At 45.4% G+C, this 19,078-nt stretch carries 16 protein-coding genes; 13 read left to right on the top strand and 3 right to left on the bottom strand.

All coding sequences use genetic code 11. The features are described from left to right. Positions 1-85 precede the first annotated feature (85 nt). Both ilvD and MKX60_RS27300 read right to left on the bottom strand, forming a co-directional pair. Positions 86-1,771: a dihydroxy-acid dehydratase gene (gene ilvD, locus MKX60_RS27295; RefSeq protein ID WP_076284249.1), complete on the bottom strand. Its 1,686-nt coding sequence runs from the start codon at positions 1,769-1,771 to the stop codon at positions 86-88. Between the two features lie 316 nt (positions 1,772-2,087). Next, the gene (locus MKX60_RS27300; RefSeq protein WP_341061535.1) at positions 2,088-3,128 is read right to left on the bottom strand and encodes an acyltransferase family protein; all 1,041 of its coding nucleotides are present in this window, start codon (positions 3,126-3,128) and stop codon (positions 2,088-2,090) included. 186 nt (positions 3,129-3,314) lie between these two features. Here MKX60_RS27300 and MKX60_RS27305 point away from each other — a divergent pair, with 186 nt between their 5' ends. The 5 genes from MKX60_RS27305 (at position 3,315) to MKX60_RS27325 (ending at position 7,771) form a co-directional block, all read left to right on the top strand. After that, complete coding sequence (locus MKX60_RS27305) at positions 3,315-4,058, top strand: alpha/beta hydrolase (RefSeq protein WP_076300029.1); 744 nt, start codon at positions 3,315-3,317, stop codon at positions 4,056-4,058. Positions 4,059-4,090: 32 nt separating this feature from the next. Beyond that, complete coding sequence (locus tag MKX60_RS27310; protein WP_076300028.1) at positions 4,091-4,855, top strand: HAD family hydrolase; 765 nt, start codon at positions 4,091-4,093, stop codon at positions 4,853-4,855. A 34-nt stretch (positions 4,856-4,889) separates the two neighbouring features. Beyond that, positions 4,890-5,630 carry an NAD-dependent protein deacylase gene (locus MKX60_RS27315; protein ID WP_076284245.1) on the top strand — a complete coding sequence of 247 codons (741 nt, stop codon included), beginning with the start codon at positions 4,890-4,892 and terminating at the stop codon, positions 5,628-5,630. Between the two features lie 105 nt (positions 5,631-5,735). Next, entirely contained in the window at positions 5,736-6,743 is a 1,008-nt protein-coding gene (mgrA, locus tag MKX60_RS27320) for an L-glyceraldehyde 3-phosphate reductase (protein ID WP_341061536.1), read from the top strand. A gap of 29 nt (positions 6,744-6,772) precedes the next feature. After that, complete coding sequence (locus tag MKX60_RS27325) at positions 6,773-7,771, top strand: aminoglycoside phosphotransferase family protein (RefSeq protein ID WP_042186136.1); 999 nt, start codon at positions 6,773-6,775, stop codon at positions 7,769-7,771. An 86-nt stretch (positions 7,772-7,857) separates the two neighbouring features. Here MKX60_RS27325 and MKX60_RS27330 read toward each other — a convergent pair whose 3' ends face one another. Next, positions 7,858-8,724, bottom strand: a complete 867-nt coding sequence (locus MKX60_RS27330; RefSeq protein ID WP_042186139.1) for an AraC family transcriptional regulator — start codon at positions 8,722-8,724, stop codon at positions 7,858-7,860. A 218-nt stretch (positions 8,725-8,942) separates the two neighbouring features. On the opposite strand from MKX60_RS27330, the gene MKX60_RS27335 reads away from it, so the two are divergent. The 8 genes from MKX60_RS27335 to MKX60_RS27370 all read left to right on the top strand — a co-directional run bounded on the left by MKX60_RS27335 (position 8,943) and on the right by MKX60_RS27370 (position 18,959). Further along, positions 8,943-10,118 carry a galactokinase gene (locus MKX60_RS27335; protein WP_060625251.1) on the top strand — a complete coding sequence of 392 codons (1,176 nt, stop codon included), beginning with the start codon at positions 8,943-8,945 and terminating at the stop codon, positions 10,116-10,118. A gap of 4 nt (positions 10,119-10,122) precedes the next feature. Next, positions 10,123-11,109 (top strand): UDP-glucose 4-epimerase GalE, encoded by a 987-nt coding sequence (galE, locus tag MKX60_RS27340; RefSeq protein ID WP_341061537.1) that lies wholly within the window; start codon positions 10,123-10,125, stop codon positions 11,107-11,109. 55 nt (positions 11,110-11,164) lie between these two features. Beyond that, the gene (locus tag MKX60_RS27345; RefSeq protein ID WP_076284242.1) at positions 11,165-12,745 is read left to right on the top strand and encodes a UDP-glucose--hexose-1-phosphate uridylyltransferase; all 1,581 of its coding nucleotides are present in this window, start codon (positions 11,165-11,167) and stop codon (positions 12,743-12,745) included. Between the two features lie 224 nt (positions 12,746-12,969). After that, positions 12,970-14,133: an iron-containing alcohol dehydrogenase gene (locus MKX60_RS27350; protein ID WP_076284241.1), complete on the top strand. Its 1,164-nt coding sequence runs from the start codon at positions 12,970-12,972 to the stop codon at positions 14,131-14,133. A gap of 290 nt (positions 14,134-14,423) precedes the next feature. After that, a complete protein-coding gene (locus MKX60_RS27355; protein ID WP_042186148.1) occupies positions 14,424-14,960 on the top strand; it encodes a hypothetical protein in 537 nt (178 codons plus the stop codon). Next, positions 14,960-16,534 (top strand): flotillin family protein, encoded by a 1,575-nt coding sequence (locus MKX60_RS27360; RefSeq protein ID WP_076284240.1) that lies wholly within the window; start codon positions 14,960-14,962, stop codon positions 16,532-16,534. The genes MKX60_RS27355 and MKX60_RS27360 overlap by 1 nt, the downstream gene beginning before the upstream one ends. A gap of 111 nt (positions 16,535-16,645) precedes the next feature. Then, on the top strand, positions 16,646-17,353 hold the full coding sequence (locus MKX60_RS27365) for an ABC transporter ATP-binding protein (RefSeq protein ID WP_076284239.1): 708 nt from the start codon (positions 16,646-16,648) through the stop codon (positions 17,351-17,353). After that, entirely contained in the window at positions 17,346-18,959 is a 1,614-nt protein-coding gene (locus tag MKX60_RS27370; protein ID WP_341061538.1) for a hypothetical protein, read from the top strand. The genes MKX60_RS27365 and MKX60_RS27370 overlap by 8 nt, the downstream gene beginning before the upstream one ends. Positions 18,960-19,078 lie beyond the last annotated feature (119 nt).

The raw sequence follows: 19,078 nt of genomic DNA on the forward strand, positions 1-19,078 counted from the left end.
CAATAAAAAAGAGCAGTCCGACCATAGATTATCTAAGGTAGACTGCTCTTGTATGCCAGGAACAACTAGAACTCGGATTTGCTAATTAAATCTTCAGTACTGCACCGTTACTTGCGTTGGTAACCATTTTGGAATAGCGAGCCAGGTAACCAGTCTTAACTTTAGGCTCAAACTCTTTCCAGCCTGTACGGCGAACCGCCAATACTTCTTCGTCAACCAGGAGTTCAATCTTGCGATTGTTGAGGTCGAGTTCAATGATGTCTCCATCTTCAACAAAAGCGATCGGGCCGCCTTCAGCAGCCTCCGGAGAAATGTGCCCGATGCTAATTCCGCGGGAAGCCCCCGAGAAACGTCCGTCTGTAATCAGACCAACCTTAGCACCAAGACCCATCCCCACGATTTGCGATGTAGGAGCTAGCATTTCCGGCATTCCCGGTCCACCCTTTGGACCCTCATAACGGATAACGACTACATGGCCTTCTTTAACCTTACCGTTAGCGATACCTTCGAGTGCGGATTCTTGGGAATCAAAGCAGATCGCAGGACCTTTGTGATATCCACCAACAGAAGCATCTACTGCACCTACTTTAATGATGGAACCTTCAGGAGCCAGGTTGCCGTAAAGTACGGCGAGACCGCCTCTTTCGGAGTAAGGGTTATCGATTTTATGAATTACGGAAGTATCTTGGATTTCATGTCCGGTTACGTTCTCGGCTAATGTTTTGCCGGTAACCGTCATGCAGTCTCCGAACAGAGCACCCGGTTTCTTAAGTAGTTCATTTAATACGGCACTAACGCCGCCCGCGCGGTCCACATCTTCAATGAAAATATCGGAAGCCGGAGCCAGCTTAGCCAGATAAGGAACACGGTTAGCCACTTCGTTAATGCGTTCAAGCGGATAATCGATACCAGCTTCTTGAGCAAGTGCAAGGGTGTGCAGCACCGTGTTAGTGGAGCCGCCCATTGCCATATCCAGCGCAAAAGCGTTATCGAGGGATTCTTTAGTTACGATATCTCTTGGTTTAAGGTCTAACTTAATCAATTCCATCAGTTGAGTAGCAGATCTGCGTACAAATTCTCTGCGCTCATCAGCTACAGCTAGGATGGTACCATTACCTGGCAATGCCAGTCCAAGTGCCTCTGCCAGGCAGTTCATGGAGTTGGCCGTGAACATTCCCGAACAAGATCCGCAGGTAGGACAACCGAATTGTTCTAATTCAAGCAATTCAGCATCGTTGATTTTGCCTACTTGGTGAGCACCTACGCCCTCAAATACCGAGGTAAGGGAGAGCTTTTTACCTTTACTATCTACGCCGGCTTTCATTGGACCGCCGCTTACGAACATGGTTGGGATATTAACACGCAGTGCGCCCATCATCATACCCGGTGTGATTTTATCGCAGTTAGGGATGCAGACCATGCCATCGAACCAATGCGCCGAAACTACAGTTTCCAAGGAGTCAGCGATGATCTCACGGCTTGGCAGTGAATAACGCATACCGATATGTCCCATTGCGATACCGTCATCAACGCCGATCGTATTGAATTCGAAAGGAACGCCGCCAGCTTCACGAATCGCTTCCTTAACGATCTTACCGAACTCTTGAAGATGCACATGACCTGGAACAATATCAATATAGGAATTGCAGACCGCAATAAACGGCTTTCCGAAATCTTCTTCTTTTACTCCGGCTGCACGCAGGAGACTACGGTGTGGAGCACGGTCAAAGCCTTTTTTAATCATGTCTGAACGCATTTTCTTAGCTGCCATATTGACATTTCCCCCCTAAATAAATTGCAATGAAATATAGTGTCGCATTAACGCAATGAACTCCAAAGACCTGCGTATATACGGTTTATAGAATGAACGGGGACGAGCTTCCTAGAGAAGAAGGGCGAAGCCGATTCTATAAAAAATGCCGCTGTTTTGGTATAAACGGTTCCCGCCTATAATGAACGGAGAAGTCATTGTTATTAGTGAGTCTATCACAAAGAGCACGTTTTTTCTACCGGACAATGTGAAGTTTCTCATGAGGAGACCGACCTTAAATAGTATAAAAAAACCTATCCGCAAGGGGATAGGCCACTTATAATGAGCGCCTTAAGGCAACACGCTGCAGGGTGATCATCCAGCCAACGGGGGGCTCAACAATAGGATGCAGCAGCCTTTTTACACTTGGTTGGGCTAAGAGAATGGTCAGTAAGATTGCAGAAAGCACCAATAACATGGCACCTATAGAATGGTTGATATAAGCGTACAGGCCAGAAATAGCAGCAAAACGAACGATAAATCCGTGAAGTAGAAAAACATATAACGTACGGGAGCCCCAGTCAGTCAGCCGGCTAAGCGAGTAAGGAATCCACCCCATAAACGCTAGTGCAGCAGTGATTTGTAGCCCGTAAACGCCCAGACGATAAATTCCTGCGTACCATTCTTGAAGCCCAAGCTGCATGTAGGTCATACTTCCATAAAGCCAGCCTATCGGCAAGTCTGATCCCCAAGATGCAAACAGAAGGAATAGAAGGATGGAGACTGCGGCAGCGGTAATTTTAATCCATTTTTGAAAAAAGCGAGAAAAGGACTGGAACGAAAAATGATAACCTAATACGAAGAATGGCAGGTATACAAAAGTGCGGCTAATGCTGAACCATACGCCATCAAGCTGTAGGTACCCAACGGCAATTCCAGCGGCGACAGCAAAAATGAATTGAGTGGCAGGCGCCCATTTACGCATCCCGATCATCAGTATACGCCAGAAGGCATGACTTGCCAGGAACCATAAGAGCAAATAGGGGGCGAAAAAGGAATGATGGATACCCTGCACCTGATATATGGTGGCGTCCAGCACAGAGTAGAGGCTTTGAAAAATAATGTACTGGAATCCGATTTGCATGATAATGCGACGGCCTTGTGTACCTGTAAGGTGTTTATTGGCAAAAAAACCTGTAACGAGCACGAAGAGCGGCATATGAAAGCTGAAGATCCACATATATAAGCTATACAAGCTGCTCATTGAGCCTATCAATGGTTCTATGGCGTTTCCAACGATTACAGTAACAATGAGAACAAAACGTAAATTTAGAAAAAAGGTCTTTCCAGGCGTGTCTAGCGAGTTTTCCCCTACCATGACTTCCCCCCAAAGATGCTTGATGCTTTAATTTTAAAATACAAGATTTTCTTCAATTGAATTGTGAATTAACTCACTATTGAAAGCGTTGTCATAAGTGCCAAATGTGGCGATGTGTTGAAGGTTGTTAGAACAGTGGGTTTCTACTATAATTTTCTTATATGCAGTAACATCCGGGAGTGGAGCATGTTGAAGAAAAGAATAACTAAGCGTCGTATTGGTTTAATTGTACTAATCATTCTTGTTGTAGCCGGATTGCTGATTTGGAAATATTTAACTCCGTATGCACCGGCAGAAGAAGCCGAAACTGCACTGATTTCAAGCGGTGGAGTTACAGTTGAACAGAATGAAAACTGGATTTCGTTCGAACCCTCCATTACTAAGGGGGCCTCGATCATATTTTACCCTGGAGCTCTGGTGAAACCAGAAGCTTACTCCCCACTGGCGAAGGGCATTGCTGCTGCGGGGCATCCGTTCTACATCGCTAAAATGCCGCTTAATTTAGCGGTAACAAAGGGCGATGCTGCAGAAGAGATTATTCGTGTGCATCCAAAGCAATCTTTTGTTCTAGGTGGGCATTCGCTTGGGGGTGTCATGGCGTCACGTTATGCGATTGAGCATGCGGACCAGCTGGAAGGTGTGTTTTTCCTGGCTTCTTATCCAGATGAAAAAGGTAGTCTGCGTGAGACTACTTTGTCAGTATTGTCGGTAGTGGGTACAGAGGATCAGGTTATTGACAGAGACAGCTACAACAAAGGACGTTCCTATTTGCCAGATAATACGATTTATAGTTCAATCGTCGGTGGAAATCACGCTCAGTTTGGAAGTTATGGACCACAAAAAGGAGACGGGAAAGCAACCATTTCCGAAGAAGAACAGCAAAATGACACTGTGCGCGCCATGCTGGATTGGCTTGGGAATATCAGGTAGTCTTCGGTCTTTCCAACAAAGGGAGGATACTTATGCCAGAATTACAGATTAACGATGAATGCATACCCTGTTCAGGAATATTGTTCGACAAAGATGGCACGTTATTGGATCTATTAGCCACTTGGGGGAATTGGGCCGAGCTTGTACTATGTGGAATGGAAAATCAGCTTGCGATTATGGGAACTGATTTTATCGTGGATCGGAGTAAAGTGCTAGGTACCCAGCATGATGCTGCAGGAAAGTTGATTGGTTATGATCCAGCAGGGCCGCTCACCATGGCTACAGAAGAAGAAAGTTATGGTGTGCTTGCATGGCAGCTGTATGCTGCTGGTGTTCCTTGGAATGAAGCGTTGACCCGTGTAAAGAGTATAGCTAAGGACGCTATGTATGAATTACGCAAACGCCGCACGGCACAACCTCTAGAAGGGCTTCTTCCTTTTCTGGAACAGTGCGCGGCTGCATCACTCAAGCTAGGGGTGGTTACCTCAGATGGCGCAAAGACCACTCAGGAGCATCTGGATTGGCTTGGTATTGCTCATTACTTCCATTCGGTAGTTACAAGAGACAGAGTATTAAATGGAAAACCCGCACCTGAAATGGCTGAATTAGCCTGCCGGGAGCTGGGGCTGTCTCCTGAAGTGACGATTATTATTGGTGACAGTAATGCAGATATGCAATTGGGTAAAGGTGCAGGCTTACGCCTCGCCGTTGGAATCTCCAACATGGGTGATGGAAATCACTTGATTGACGCAGATGTGATTATTTCTAGCTATAATGAGCTAAGGATCACCTACTGATCAGCATACTAATGGAAAGGATGTGCTACAACATATGGATCAATTGCAGACACTTGCTTCTTGGATTAAAGACTGTGACAACATCGTTTTTTTCGGAGGGGCAGGTACATCAACAGAGAGTGGGATCCCGGATTTCCGCTCGGCAGCAGGATTATACCAGACTCAGCACAATTCACCTTATCCGCCTGAAGTGATGCTGAGCCGAACTTTTTTTATGTCCTCACCGGACATTTTTTTTGATTTTTACCGCAGTAAAATGATTCATCCCGATGCTCGTCCGAATGGTGCACATCTGCTGCTTGCAGAGTTAGAACGGCAGGGCAAGCTTAAAGCAGTTATTACGCAAAATATTGATGGCCTACATCAGCTGGCGGGTAGCCAAAAGGTACTTGAGCTGCATGGTTCCATTCATCGTAACTATTGCATGGACTGCTCACGTTATTACGGGCTGGAGCAGCTCCTAAGTACCACTGAGATCGTCCCTCGCTGCCCCGAATGTGGTGGTATTATTAAGCCGGATGTTGTGCTATATGAAGAAGAATTGGACCACTCGGTGCTGGTGAGTTCTGTCGAAGCGATAGCAGCTGCAGATATGCTTATGATTGGTGGAACCTCTCTTACTGTCCAGCCTGCAGCTAGTCTAGTCACTTATTTCCGGGGCAAACGTACGGTGCTGCTGAATGGCGACCCGACACCTTTTGATGATCAAGCTGATCTTCTGATTACAGATCGGATTGGGAAAGTACTCGGCAGTGTAAAGGATCTGCTTGGTTAGAAGGGATAATCTCATGGCTTGTCGGTTGCCAGATTATTATTGCGCTTAGTAGTTTAAAGATAAGGTAGTACAGAAACAGCGCGTAATGAGGGGCAGGGATAAGCAATGGTATATGTAGCAAATGAAGCACGATATGAAGACATGCGTTATAACCGTTGCGGGAACTCAGGTCTTAAGCTTCCGGCAATCTCATTAGGACTATGGCAGAATTTTGGTGGAATTGATACTTACGAGAATGGCAGAGAAATGATCACTCGTGCTTTTGATCTTGGAATTACTCATTTTGATCTAGCCAACAACTATGGACCACCAGCGGGTTCAGCAGAAGAGCTCTTTGGTAAAGTGCTTGCAAGTGATATGGCTCCATATCGAGATGAAGTGGTGATTTCTACAAAAGCAGGGTACAACATGTGGCCCGGTCCTTATGGCGAATGGGGTTCGCGTAAATATATGCTGGCTAGTCTGGATCAGAGTCTGAAGCGGCTGGGCATAGATTATGTTGATATCTATTATTCGCATCGGCCGGACCCGGAAACACCTCTTGAAGAAACCATGCAGGCGCTCGACCATGCTGTGCGTTCCGGCAAAGCTCTGTATATAGGATTATCTAACTATACCGCGGAGCAGACGCTCGAAGCGGTTAGAATCTTGAACAGCTTAGGAACGCCGCTCTTAATTCATCAGCCGAGTTATTCTATGCTCGATCGCTGGATTGAGGGGAGTTTACAGGGTGTGCTGGAACAGAGCGGAGTTGGCAGTATCGCTTTTACACCTCTGGCTCAAGGATTGTTAACCAATAAGTATTTAAATGGAATCCCAGAAGGATCAAGAGCGGCCAAACCCTCTGCTGCGTTAAATGAAAGCCGAATTACACCGGATGTGAAGCGCAAGATCCACGCGTTAAATCAGCTTGCTGTTTCAAGAGGCCAGAGTTTGGCGCAGCTTGCACTAGCTTGGACACTACGTGATGGGAAGGTTACTTCTGCATTGATAGGGGCTAGCAGAGTTAGTCAGATTGAAGAGAATATAGCTGCACTTCAGCATTTGGAGTTCTCGCAGGCAGAATTGGATCGCATTGAGACTATTCTTCAAACGGAGAATGGAACTGGATGAAGACGTAGGTGAAGGGATGAGCTGCATCGATGGAGTTGCTTCAAGATGAGAACAAGGTGAAAGAGTGGGCCGAAGCCAACTCGGAATCTATAGGCTTAAATAGGTCGAAGATTGAGGCTAAGTATATTTGGAATCCTGGAGGGTTTGTAAACCAATCTTATCGCATAACGGATGGTCAAACCTTTCGTCATTTAAAACTCTCGCAAGAACAAAAAGCAGTGGGACTTAAACAATGGGTTAAGATCAGTGAACATTTGACTTATAATTACAAGGCACCACGGTTGATTAGGGAGATTACACAAGAAATAACATCTGGTTATTCTTATGGTTTAGTGTTTGATTTTATCGAAGGTAAACCATTAAGCTCCATTTCCGATCCACTGCCAGTGGTTGAAAAGGTTCTGAGGTCCCTTCATCAATTACATGCGGATAAAGGAATTAGGATGGCAGTTGTAAGTGAGGATGAGGACTACAATTATGCCGCCGCATTTACTGACGAATACATCAATCGATTTGAAGAAGATCTGCAAATTATTAGAGCGGAAAAGCATTTGCTGGACTTCGTAACGGCGGACACTTTAGATTGGTTCGATACAGAAGTGGAAGCTTTGAGAATTATGGTTAGTCAGCACCCTTCTTTTCAGAGAAAGGCGTCGGACATCGTACACAATGATGTGAATTGGCAGAATATCTTAGTCAATGATAATAATGAATTTTGGATTATTGATTGGGATGACCTTACGGTTTTTGGAGACGCTGCAATGGATTATTCCGTACTACTTTGGCCGCTCTATAAATCAAAAGATTGGACTTACTGTAGGGATCTAGTTATTGATTTAGCAGGCCTTGCAATATTGGAACGGATTGAGTTTTATTTTAGAGCGAAGCTCCTTGATGATGTGATTGATGTTCTCGCTGACTATGTTGAAGCGGAGCAAGTGCCAGAACTGAAGGAAATGGCTCAGAAAAGGGCAAAAGAGATACATCTTCGTGCTTACCCTGAATATCTGAGTCTATATGCAACATAACCGAAGCTAACTGAAAGATCAGCTTAATAAAGGGATTCACATATTGGACTTGCCTAATATGTGAATCCCTTTTTCAAAGGCTTCCCTTACTGATTTGTCTTTTTTACATGTCTAGTCGTTGTGAGACGGTAAGCGGTGGGTGACTGAGCACAAAACCGTTTGAATTGGCGTGAGAAATATAAAGCATCGGTGAGCCCCACGGATGCTGCTACCTGTTCCACGGACAGCTCGGGTCGTTCACGCAGCAGCTGTCTGGACTTTTCAATGCGCAGCTTCAGCAAGTAGGTCACCGGAGATAGTCCGGTCTCTTGCTTAAATACACGGGATAGATAGGCTCGGTTATAGCCAAGAGTATCACACATTTGTTCAATGGATACTGGATGAGCATATTGGGAGGCCATGTAGTGGATCATTTGCTTCACAGTACGCTTAACCTGCGATTCAGCTCCAGGAAGACGGGAGAAGGAAGAGAGTAAATCTGCGGCTTCACCTACAATGAGATAAAGATACCCTAGAGAAGTTAGGTGTGCACTTTCTTTGTTTGCTTTGAAGGCTTGCATGATACTGGAAAGGGCACCTGGGATGACGCTATCACCCGTTGTAGTCACCACAGGTTTTTGAGGTGTAAAGCCTGTCTGCAGCACGAGGCTATCAGCCTCACTCCCAGTAAAAGCTGCCCAGCGATAGCACCAGGGCTGATCTTTATCCGAAACATAACTGACCAGCTGTCCTGGATGAATAAGGAAGCAGTCACCTTTTCCCAGTGCATATTGATGATGTTCAGTACGGAAAACACCTGAGCCAGACTCTATAAAGTGAAGTAAATAATAATCGTAAATCTTAGGGCCAGCTTGATGCATAGGAATCGTCTGACTTTGACCAGCAAACAGTACATGGAGATTTTGTTTATCGTAATATACGGGATTAGATCCTACGGAATAAGTATGCTCCATTTGAGACAGCCTTTCTTGTGTTATTGTCATTTTATGGCTTATAGTTTAGGGTGTATCAATTATTTGTGTAATTATTATATTATGGGAAGTCACATTTATCCATACATTACACACATGATTGCATTATCAGAGGATGACTGATTCTATTATAATGAATACATAAAGAACGCTTTACTTATTCCCACTGGCTGAAGCAGCGAAAGGATGGAGTGGCATTAATGAGCACACAGGAACTTAAAAAGAAATTCATCGAAAAGTACGGGGTAAGCGAGCAAGAAGCTCAAGTATTTTATGCACCAGGCCGTGTTAATCTCATTGGAGAGCACTTGGATTATAACGGTGGATACGTGCTGCCGGCAGCTTTGGAATTCGGAACAACATTGATTGTCCGTCCACGCAGTGACAGCAAAGTGAATTTTGCATCTACTAATTTTCCTTATGAAGCATCTATTGATTATAGTGAAATTGGCAAGGCCAAAACTGGAGAATGGATCGACTATCCGGTTGGAGTAATGGTTGAATTGGAGAAGAAAAACACTCCAGTATCTAAAGGTTACGATCTGCTGTTTCATGGTGATATTCCGAATGGCGCAGGCTTGTCCTCATCGGCTTCTCTTGAAGTCGTGACTGCTTATGCTTTCCTAACTCTCGAAGGCGGCGACACGGATACCGTTGAGATTGCACTCTTGTCTCAGCGTGCTGAGAACCAGTACGTAGGTGTAAACTCCGGAATTATGGATCAGTTCGCAGTTGCTAATGGCAAACGAGATCATGCAATCCTGTTAATGTGCGATACGCTTGAATATAATCTGGTACCTTTCATCACTGGTGCTTACAAACTGGTTATCGGCAACACGAACAAACGCAGAGGACTTGTAGATTCCAAGTACAATGAGCGTCGTCAGCAGTGTGATGAAGCCTTGTCTATTTTGCAAAAAGAAGTTCCTTCACTAGCTTATCTGGCACAGCTCAATCGTGAACAATTCGAAGCACATCAAGATAAAATCACAGATGAAATTGTTAGACGCCGCGCTCGCCATGTTGTGGAAGAGAATCAACGTGTACTAGAATCCGTTGAGGTCTTAAAGAACAATGATCTGAAGCAGTTTGGACAGTTCATGAATGACTCACATACTTCCTTGCGTGATTTGTATGAAGTTAGCTGTGAAGAGCTAGATATTATGGTTGAAGAAGCACAGCGTATTCCCGGTACACTGGGTTCTCGTATGACTGGTGCAGGTTTCGGTGGCTGTACTGTATCCTTGGTACATGAAGATGATGTAGAACGTTTCATTCGTGAAGTAGGCGAGGCATATACCACAAGATCTGGTTTGGTTGGTGAGTTCTACGTTTGCGGCATCGGTAATGGTGTCCAAGAATTGAAGGGAGTGTAATCAAATGGCAATTTTAGTAACAGGCGGAGCAGGGTATATTGGATCTCATACTGTAGCAGAGCTGTTGGATCGCGGCGAAGAAGTGGTCGTCATCGACAATCTGCTAACAGGGCATCGTGAGGCGCTACTGGGTGGCAAGCTGTACGAAGGCGATCTGCGTGATAAGGAGCTGCTGGGTAAGCTGTTCGCCGAGAATGAGATTGATGCGGTTATCCATTTTGCAGCAAGCTCTTTGGTTGGTGAAAGCATGAAGGACCCAGTGAAATATTATGACAACAACGTATACGGCACACAATGCCTTTTGGAAGCTATGCAAAAAGCTGGCGTGAACAAAATCGTATTCTCGTCTACAGCTGCAACCTACGGCGAACCGGAAAAGGTGCCGATTGAAGAAACAGACCGTACCGAGCCAGCAAACGTATATGGCGAAACTAAGCTGACTATGGAACGCATGATGGCTTGGTTTGATAAAGTACTGGGTATCAAATATGTAGCGCTTCGTTATTTTAATGCTGCAGGTGCACATGCTAGTGGCAAAATCGGTGAAGACCATCGTCCGGAAAGTCATTTGGTTCCGCTGGTATTGCAAACCGCTTTGAAGCAACGGGAGAGCATCGCCGTATTCGGAGACGACTATCCTACAGAAGACGGTACTTGTGTGCGCGACTACATTCATGTTAGCGATCTGGCTGACGCCCATGTTCGCGCAATAACTTATCTGCGTAGCGGAAGCAGCAGTAATATTTTTAACTTGGGAAATGGACTTGGCTTCTCGGTAAAACAGGTTATTGAAACTGCGAAGAAAGTTACAGGACTAGAAATCCCTGTAGTTATTCAAGAACGCCGTGCTGGAGATCCGGCAGTACTGGTAGCTTCCTCCGATAAAGCGCGCTCTATCCTTGGATGGAACCCTCAGCATGCTGACTTAGAGAATATCATTCAAAGCGCCTGGAACTGGCATTCTGCCAATCCGCAGGGGTACGGAGAATAAGGGGCTTTAGCATAGCTTAACTAGAGCATGAGACCCTACTTAAGGAGAATTGAAAATGCACAACGAGAATAAGGTTACGCCTGCTGGCCAGAAAGCCTTACATGCGATTGAGCAGCTAGTTCTGTTTGCACTACGTGAGCAGCTCATTGCTCCATCAGATGAAGACTATAGCCGTAATGTGCTGCTAGATCAGTTCGGATTTAGTGAGCCGTTCGTTGGCGAGATCGATCAAAGTCCACTTACAGGTCCACAGGTTCCACTGGATGCACTGATTGATTATGGTTTTGAAATCGGATTGATTCCAGAGAATAGCGACACTTACCGTGACTTGCTGGATGCCAAGATTATGGGACTCCTAATGGCCCGTCCATCAGACGTAAATGCGGAGTTCAACCGTTTAGCTGCTGAAAAAGGTATCTCCGCGGCTACAGATCGCTTTTATAAATTAAGCATAGATTCCAACTATATCCGGATGGACCGGATTTCCAAGAATGTCTACTGGCTGCAAGATTCGCCTTACGGTGACATCGAGATGACAATCAATTTGTCCAAGCCTGAGAAGAGTCCGAAGGAAATTGCTATGGCCCGCTTGCTCCCGCCGCCGGTCTATCCAAAATGTCTGCTGTGCCGCGAGAATGTTGGGTATGCTGGTCGGGTTAATCATCCGCCGCGCCAGAACCTGCGTGTCATTCCACTTCAGCTGAATAATGAGAAATGGCTCTTTCAGTATTCGCCATATGTTTACTATAACGAGCACTGTATTGTATTCCATCATGATCATGTGCCAATGAAGCTTACCAAGGATACCTTGAAGAGGCTACTTAGCTTCGTGGAATCTTTCCCGCACTATTTTATTGGCTCGAATGCAGACTTGCCGATTGTTGGCGGATCGATTCTGACGCATGACCACTTTCAAGGTGGACGTCACACCTTCCCTATTCAGAAAGCGCCTAAGGAAGATACGTTCACGCATGCATCTTATCCGGGTGTCAGCATTAATATCGTAAAATGGCCTATGTCCGTATTACGTTTGAATGGTGACGATCGAGCGGTATTGCTGGAGTGTGGCAATGCACTTTATGAAGCTTGGAAGGCGTATAGTGATCCTGAAGCAGAAGTGTTGGCATTCAGCGAAGTTGATGGTGAAGTGCAGCCTCATAATACCGTTACTCCAATCGTTCGTCGGGCAGAAGATGGCAGCTTCGAGATGGATCTCGTGCTGCGTAACAACCGGACTAACGAGCAATATCCTGAAGGGATTTTCCATCCCCATCGGGAGATGCACCATATCAAGAAAGAAAATATCGGCTTGATCGAGGTCATGGGACTCGCAATTCTGCCAGGTCGTCTGAAGGAAGAGCTTGATTCTATTGCGAGCATCCTTACAGGAGATCAAGCACTATTAGAAGCGGTGAAGAATGATCCTAGTCATCCACTTGCGCAGCACGCTGCTTGGGTTAAGGAGCTTGTAGAGCGTTTCGGAACGGCATTACAGCATGAAGAAGCCGTCAAGATTGTGCAGAACGAAGTCGGCATCAAATTTACACATATTCTTGAACACGCGGGTGTCTATAAACGGACTCCGGAAGGGCAAGCTGCTTTCCGTCGTTTCGTGAAGAGCTTCGGCGCGATTTAAAGTTTGGAAAGGGGATGTCCTTAAGCCTGTAGGCTTAAGGACATCTTTTTTTTAGGTTATATATTTGGGGGCCCCGCAAAGTACCTGAGTTTGCATCGAAGCAAAGCACCACTTTGTGGGGATATTTATGTGGCTTGAAGCTAATCCATTTGAATGAGGGTATTCAGAGGTTTATAATACGAGTGAGCAAAACATTCTGAAATAACTAATGGAGGTTTACACATATGCGTAAATTTGATTTTTATAATCCTACCAAGTTGATTTTTGGACAGGGTACGCTGGAAGCGTTGAAGACTGAGGTTCCTAAGTATGGCAAGAATGTATTGTTGATGTACGGTGGCGGTAGTATCAAGCGTAGCGGTCTGTACGATAAGGTAATGGCTGAGCTGAGTGCAATAGATGCTGTGGTTACTGAACTCTCAGGTGTAGAGCCGAATCCACGCCTTTCCACCGTACATAAAGGTGTAGAGCTGTGTCACGAGCATAATATCGACCTCATCCTCGCTGTAGGTGGTGGTAGCGTGTTGGACTGCGCTAAAGCAGTTGCTGTTGGGGCGAAATATGAGGGTGACATGTGGGACTTTGTTGAACGTAAGGCAGCTGCTCAAGACGCTCTCCCACTCGGTACAGTACTGACGATGGCAGCTACAGGATCAGAAATGAATAGCGGCTCTGTAATCACCAACGAAGTGACCAAGGAAAAAATGGGCTGGGGCAGTATTCATGCATTCCCGGCATTTTCGATTCTTGACCCAGAGAATACCTTCACTCTGCCACGTGATCAGACGGTCTACGGCATGGTAGATATCATGTCTCATGTTCTGGAGCACTATTTCCATACTGATGGCAACACACCGGTACAAGACGGCTTCTGTGAGACTTTGCTACGTACGGTGATCGAAACCGCACCGAAGCTTATTGAAGATTTGAATAATTACGAACTGCGTGAGACGATCATGTACTGCGGCACAATGGCGCTTAACGGTATGGTTAGCATGGGTTTTGCAGGAGATTGGGCGACTCACAACATCGAGCACGCAGTATCAGCTGTATACGACATTCCACACGGTGGAGGCCTGGCCATTCTGTTCCCACAATGGATGAAATATAATATCGATACTGATCCTGCCCGTTTCCGCAAGCTTGCTGTAAACGTGTTTGGAGTTGATCCTGCGGGCAAGAACGATAAGGAAATAGGGCTGGAAGGAATTGAAGCGCTGCGTAACTTCTGGGATTCCATTGGCGCACCGAAGACACTCGCTGATTATGATATTGATGACAGCGAGATCGGCAGTATGGCTGATAAGGCGGTTCGTTTCGGACCGTTTGGTAATTTCCGCAAGCTTGACCGTGAGGATGTAGTTGAAATTTATAAAATGGCTCTGTAAGTAGATTCGTCTACGAAAGAGACCCTTCATCTTTAGTCTAGAAGATGTTATAGAACGTCAAAGAAGCGATTCTTCCGTAATGGATGAATTGCTTCTTTGCGTTTATGCTCTACTGTGGATTTCTCCTCAACATCGTCCCTGATCTCCGCTGCTGCTGACCGCATTTTTCGTGCGTTTATCCTCAGAATGGAACTTTTATGGCTAAATATCCAAAGATTGTGAAACCAAGGACCTACTTTGTACGTTTAATGTAATATGACAGTCCTGATTGAAGACAGGAGGAAATAAAAATGCAAACGCTGTATTTAGGCTGCTTGGCGCTAGGCGTCATATTTGCCATAGTCAGCGTCCTGGTGGGCGATGTGATCGGAGATGCCTTGCATGGGGTCTTTGATTTCGTATCCGTAGATTTTCTGAATCCCACCGTACTGGCAGGAGGAATAACCGTGTTCGGCGGAGCGGGCATTCTTCTAACCCGGTACAGCGCTCTGGAAGCTGGGGCGATCATTGCTTTGTCTTTGTTAGCCGCCGCTTTTTTGGGAGTACTTATGTATCTAGGGGTGGTTAAGCCCATGGAAAAAAGCGAAATGTCCAATGGGTTCTCTATGAGTGATCTGCCTGGCAAGATCGGGGAAATCACAATTCCTGTTCCCGCCACGGGTTATGGTGAGATTATGGTAAAGTTTGGCGCCGGCAATAGCCTGCATACGGCAGCAAGCTTTGATCATGAGCTGCTTCCGGCAGGGATTAAAGTTGTTGTAGTGGAGGTTAGAGAAGGCGTTGCATTGGTGTCAGAATTCGAAAAGAGAAGAGGAGTGGATCTTTAATGTTCGGTATTCCTGAGTATTTGTTAGTCCCTGCTGTTGTCGTTGCTGTTTTGTTTGTGCTAGGTATCGCATTCTGGGCACGTTACAAAACTGTTGGACCAGATGAAGGGATGATCGTAACGGGGTCGTTCTTGGGGAAAAATCATATTTCAGACGATGGATCTGGTCGTAAAATAAAGATAGTACGTGGGGGCGGGGCATTTATCCTCCCTATCTTTCAGAAGGCTGAATTTATGTCGCTTCTTTCTCATAAACTCGATGTGACGACCCCGGAAGTATACACCGAACAAGGGGTTCCGGTTATTGCTGACGGTGTAGCGATTATTAAAGTGGGTAGCTCGACTGAAGATGTGGCGACAGCCGCTGAGCAATTTATGGGCAAACCGATTGAAGCGCTGAAGAGCGAAGCACAAGAAGTTCTTGAGGGTCATCTACGGGCCATTCTCGGTTCGATGACCGTTGAGGAAGTATATCGTAACCGTGACCGTTTTGCGCAAGAGGTTCAAGGCGTGGCGGCACGTGATCTTAAGAAAATGGGTCTGCAAATTGTTTCCTTTACTATCAAGGATGTCCGAGACAAACATGGATATCTTGACGCATTAGGTAAACCGCGGATAGCTGCAGTGAAGCGGGATGCAGAGATCGCTGAAGCAGAAGCGGTGCGGGATGCGAGAATTCAAAAGGCAAACGCTGAAGAGCAAGGGCAAAAAGCAGAACTGCTGCGGGATACGAATATCGCCGAAGCCTCCAAGGAAAACCAGCTTAAAGTGGCTGCGTTTAAACGGGATCAGGATACAGCGAAAGCGGAAGCCGACCAGGCTTATCATATTCAAGAGGCACGTGCAAAGCAGACCGTTGTTGAAGAACAGATGAAGGTTGAGCTGGTACGTAAGGAACGTGAAATCGATTTGCAAGCCAAAGAAATTCAAGTTCGTGAGAAGCAGTACGACGCAGAAGTGAAGAAAAAAGCGGAAGCGGATCGTTACGCAGTAGAGCAAGCGGCGGAAGCTGATAAGGCGAAGAGAATGCGTGAGGCAGATGCCTTGCAATATAGTATTGAAACGCAAGCTAAAGCGACAGCTGAGCAGAAGCGTCTTGAAGGTCAAGCGATGGCGGATGCAGAGCTGGCTAAAGGTACAGCGGATGCTGAGGTTATCCGGTTGCGCGGTCTAGCGGAAGCAGAAGCCAAAGAAAAGCTGGCGGAAGCTTTCCAGAAATTCGGCGAAGCAGCCGTGCTCGATATTATCGTCAAAATGCTGCCTGATTTGGCTGGCCAAATCGCGAAGCCGCTGGCATCCATTGATAAGCTTACGGTTGTAGATACCGGTAATGGTGAAGGTGCAGCACGTGTCAGCAACTATGTAACCCAGTTGATGTCTACGGCTCCTGAGATGCTGAAGAGCGTCTCTGGAATTGACGTAGAGGCCCTGATCAAAGGGCTGACGACTAGATCCTCAGGGTCAACTGGAAGCAAGGCTGTTCCGGTCACATCCGTGACCTCCATACAACCTCCTGCAGCATCGGGGGGAGCGAGCAAAGCTTCAACTTCTGTGGCTGAGCAACTTGAAGACTAGTTAAAGCAATAACTACTATAGAATGATTTAACTTAAGGTAAGCTCGGTGATTGCTACCGGGCTTACTCTATGTTTTGGGTCTTAGCTATAGAATAGGAGAGGTGCGCGAGCGTGCAACTAACTTTAGATCATATCCATAAAAGCTTCGATGGTAAACAGGTGATTAAAGATGCAGACTTCACCTTTGAAAGAGGGAAGATCTACGGGCTGCTTGGACGGAATGGAGCAGGTAAAACCACACTTTTCAATTGTTTGAGTGGTGAGATCCAAATGGATAGCGGAGCTGCCTTTATTGGTGAGAAGGATAGTGCCCGTCCGCTTCGTGACGAGGACATCGGATATGTATTTTCCCTACCCATTTTGCCTGAGTTTCTGACAGGTTATGAGTTCGTAAAGTTTTATATGGACATCAACCGAGAGAAGATCGACCCGAATAAAAGCATTGAAGATTATTTTTCATTTATTAAGTTTGAGGAAGAAGATCGACACCGACTGATTAAAGGTTATTCCCACGGGATGAAGAATAAAATTCAAATGCTCTGCTTTATCATTACTCGTCCGCCTTTGATTTTATTAGATGAGCCTTTAACTTCTTTTGACGTGGTTGTGGCTCTTGAGATCAAGAAATTGCTGCGTGAGATGAAGCAGGATCACATCATTATTTTTTCTACGCATATTTTGCAATTAGCCGCTGATTTATGTGACGAGTTGGTTATTCTAAATCATGGAACCCTTCAAGAAATTCCGCGTGAGACTCTGCAAAGTCCAGAATTTGAGGAGCAAATTATAGCTTTACTTCAGGATGGCAACAATGATTAGCACACTTCGCAGCATTCAGAGGATTAGAGGTTCGTCCGGAGCCAATCGGCTGATTTACTATTTCAAAAAGCTGCCTGTTCTTGGCAAACTTTTAAAAGGGGATATTTACTCTAACATTGCACTAAAACAAGTCTTCGCTGGGATAGTACTTGCATTGAAGGTAGTGTGGGGGTTTTTAGGCAAGTTCGCCTATTTGGGAATTGTGATCTATTTGCCAATCGTCCTTACACACAAAGAATTGCCGCTCGCCGAACAGTATGCATTGTTCTTACATATTTTTATAGTTCTGAGCTTTATAGTGGCTGGGGTTTCGAATGTATTTATATTAGAGCCCAAACGGGATAAATATATCTGTGTGAAGCTGATGAGAATTCCGGCGAAACAGTATATGCATGCTACGCTTTTGCTTAAAGGGCTAACGTTCTTTATATATTTTATTCCGGCATTAACCGTGTTTGCGGGGATTTTTGGGGCACCGCTATGGCATGGCGTATGGCTAACACTACTGTTAACGGCCTGGAGAATAGTCACCGAGGCGCTAAATCTTTGGTTTTTTGACAAAAAAGAAATTGTGTTAGTTAAAAAGATGAGCTGGGTGTGGTCGGTGATTGGCCTAGGTGGCCTACTTGCCTATGTGCCTCTTTATCTAGGATATGCTTTTGTAAATGATGCGACAGGATTTAGTGTCCCAGTGAGTTTTGTGATTGTTGTACTTGGAGGAATTGCAGCTGTGTATATTGGGAAATATCCTAACTATCGCAGTGCTGTAGATGTCGTTACCAAGATAGATGATCCATTGCTGGATATGAACCGGATGATGAAAGAAGCGAGGGTGGCAGATGTTCAGACCAAGGAGAAGGACTTTTCGTCGGAAGAACTTAAGGGGAAAGCTTTTCAAGGAAAGACAGGTTACGCCTACCTAAATGCTATTTTTTTCTCCAGGCATAAACGCTTGTTGATTCAACCCATCCAGAGGCGTTTAACGATCATTGGTGTGCTCTTTATAGTGGCTGTCCTAATGATGCTTATTTCGCCGGAGACTTCGTCCGAATTTACAGCATATCTGCTCGGTGGACTTCCCTTTTTTGTATTTATAATGAACTATACCTCTATAGGTGAGCGCGTATGCAAAGCGATGTTTTACAATTGTGATCTAAGCTTGTTGCGTTATGGATTCTATCGTGAACAAGCTGCGATTCTAGACAATTTTAAGATTCGTCTAATTAAATTGAGTGGCCTTAATCTTATTCCTGCTGTCGCCATATGTTTAGCATGTACTCTGCTGTTTCTGCTCTCTGGTGCAGATTGGGGTTTGATGGATGCGGTGATCTTTTGGGTAACGATTCTTTGTCTTTCCTTGTTCTTCTCAGTGCACCATTTGTTCATGTATTATATCTTTCAACCCTACAGCACGGAGCTAAATATGAAAAATCCGTTCTTTTTTATCGTCAACAGCATTGTATTGGGACTAAGCGTCGCTTGTATCGGATTTCCAAAAGCATCGTCACTATTTACGCTAGTTGTTCTTGCGGGAACGATTGCTTATATGGTTATTGCCGTGACGTTGGTATACAGGTTCTCCAGTCGAACCTTTCGGGTGAAATAGAACGCAGAGTGTTCTTCTAATATCGGAATGTTGATGATATGATGGTAACGAGAGTTTTTTAATCGTACCGTTTCATGTTGCGTTTGCTGCTTGGAAGTCAGGTGTTTAGAAATAAAAGA

Source organism: Paenibacillus sp. FSL R5-0914 (assembly GCF_038004525.1).
Lineage (GTDB): Bacteria > Bacillota > Bacilli > Paenibacillales > Paenibacillaceae > Paenibacillus_AQ.

Bases quoted from the DNA above. Each gene is read 5' to 3' on its own strand.
- MKX60_RS27345 (WP_076284242.1), top strand. From the start codon at position 11,165: ATGCACAACGAGAATAAGGTTACGCCTGCTGGCCAGAAAGCCTTACAT.
- MKX60_RS27315 (WP_076284245.1), top strand. From the start codon at position 4,890: ATGGATCAATTGCAGACACTTGCTTCTTGGATTAAAGACTGTGACAAC.
- mgrA (WP_341061536.1), top strand. From the start codon at position 5,736: ATGGTATATGTAGCAAATGAAGCACGATATGAAGACATGCGTTATAAC.
- MKX60_RS27325 (WP_042186136.1), top strand. From the start codon at position 6,773: ATGGAGTTGCTTCAAGATGAGAACAAGGTGAAAGAGTGGGCCGAAGCC.
- MKX60_RS27305 (WP_076300029.1), top strand. From the start codon at position 3,315: ATGTTGAAGAAAAGAATAACTAAGCGTCGTATTGGTTTAATTGTACTA.
- ilvD (WP_076284249.1), bottom strand. From the start codon at position 1,771: ATGGCAGCTAAGAAAATGCGTTCAGACATGATTAAAAAAGGCTTTGAC.
- MKX60_RS27310 (WP_076300028.1), top strand. From the start codon at position 4,091: ATGCCAGAATTACAGATTAACGATGAATGCATACCCTGTTCAGGAATA.
- MKX60_RS27355 (WP_042186148.1), top strand. From the start codon at position 14,424: ATGCAAACGCTGTATTTAGGCTGCTTGGCGCTAGGCGTCATATTTGCC.
- MKX60_RS27350 (WP_076284241.1), top strand. From the start codon at position 12,970: ATGCGTAAATTTGATTTTTATAATCCTACCAAGTTGATTTTTGGACAG.
- MKX60_RS27330 (WP_042186139.1), bottom strand. From the start codon at position 8,724: ATGGAGCATACTTATTCCGTAGGATCTAATCCCGTATATTACGATAAA.
- MKX60_RS27370 (WP_341061538.1), top strand. From the start codon at position 17,346: ATGATTAGCACACTTCGCAGCATTCAGAGGATTAGAGGTTCGTCCGGA.
- MKX60_RS27300 (WP_341061535.1), bottom strand. From the start codon at position 3,128: ATGGTAGGGGAAAACTCGCTAGACACGCCTGGAAAGACCTTTTTTCTA.
- MKX60_RS27360 (WP_076284240.1), top strand. From the start codon at position 14,960: ATGTTCGGTATTCCTGAGTATTTGTTAGTCCCTGCTGTTGTCGTTGCT.
- MKX60_RS27335 (WP_060625251.1), top strand. From the start codon at position 8,943: ATGAGCACACAGGAACTTAAAAAGAAATTCATCGAAAAGTACGGGGTA.
- galE (WP_341061537.1), top strand. From the start codon at position 10,123: ATGGCAATTTTAGTAACAGGCGGAGCAGGGTATATTGGATCTCATACT.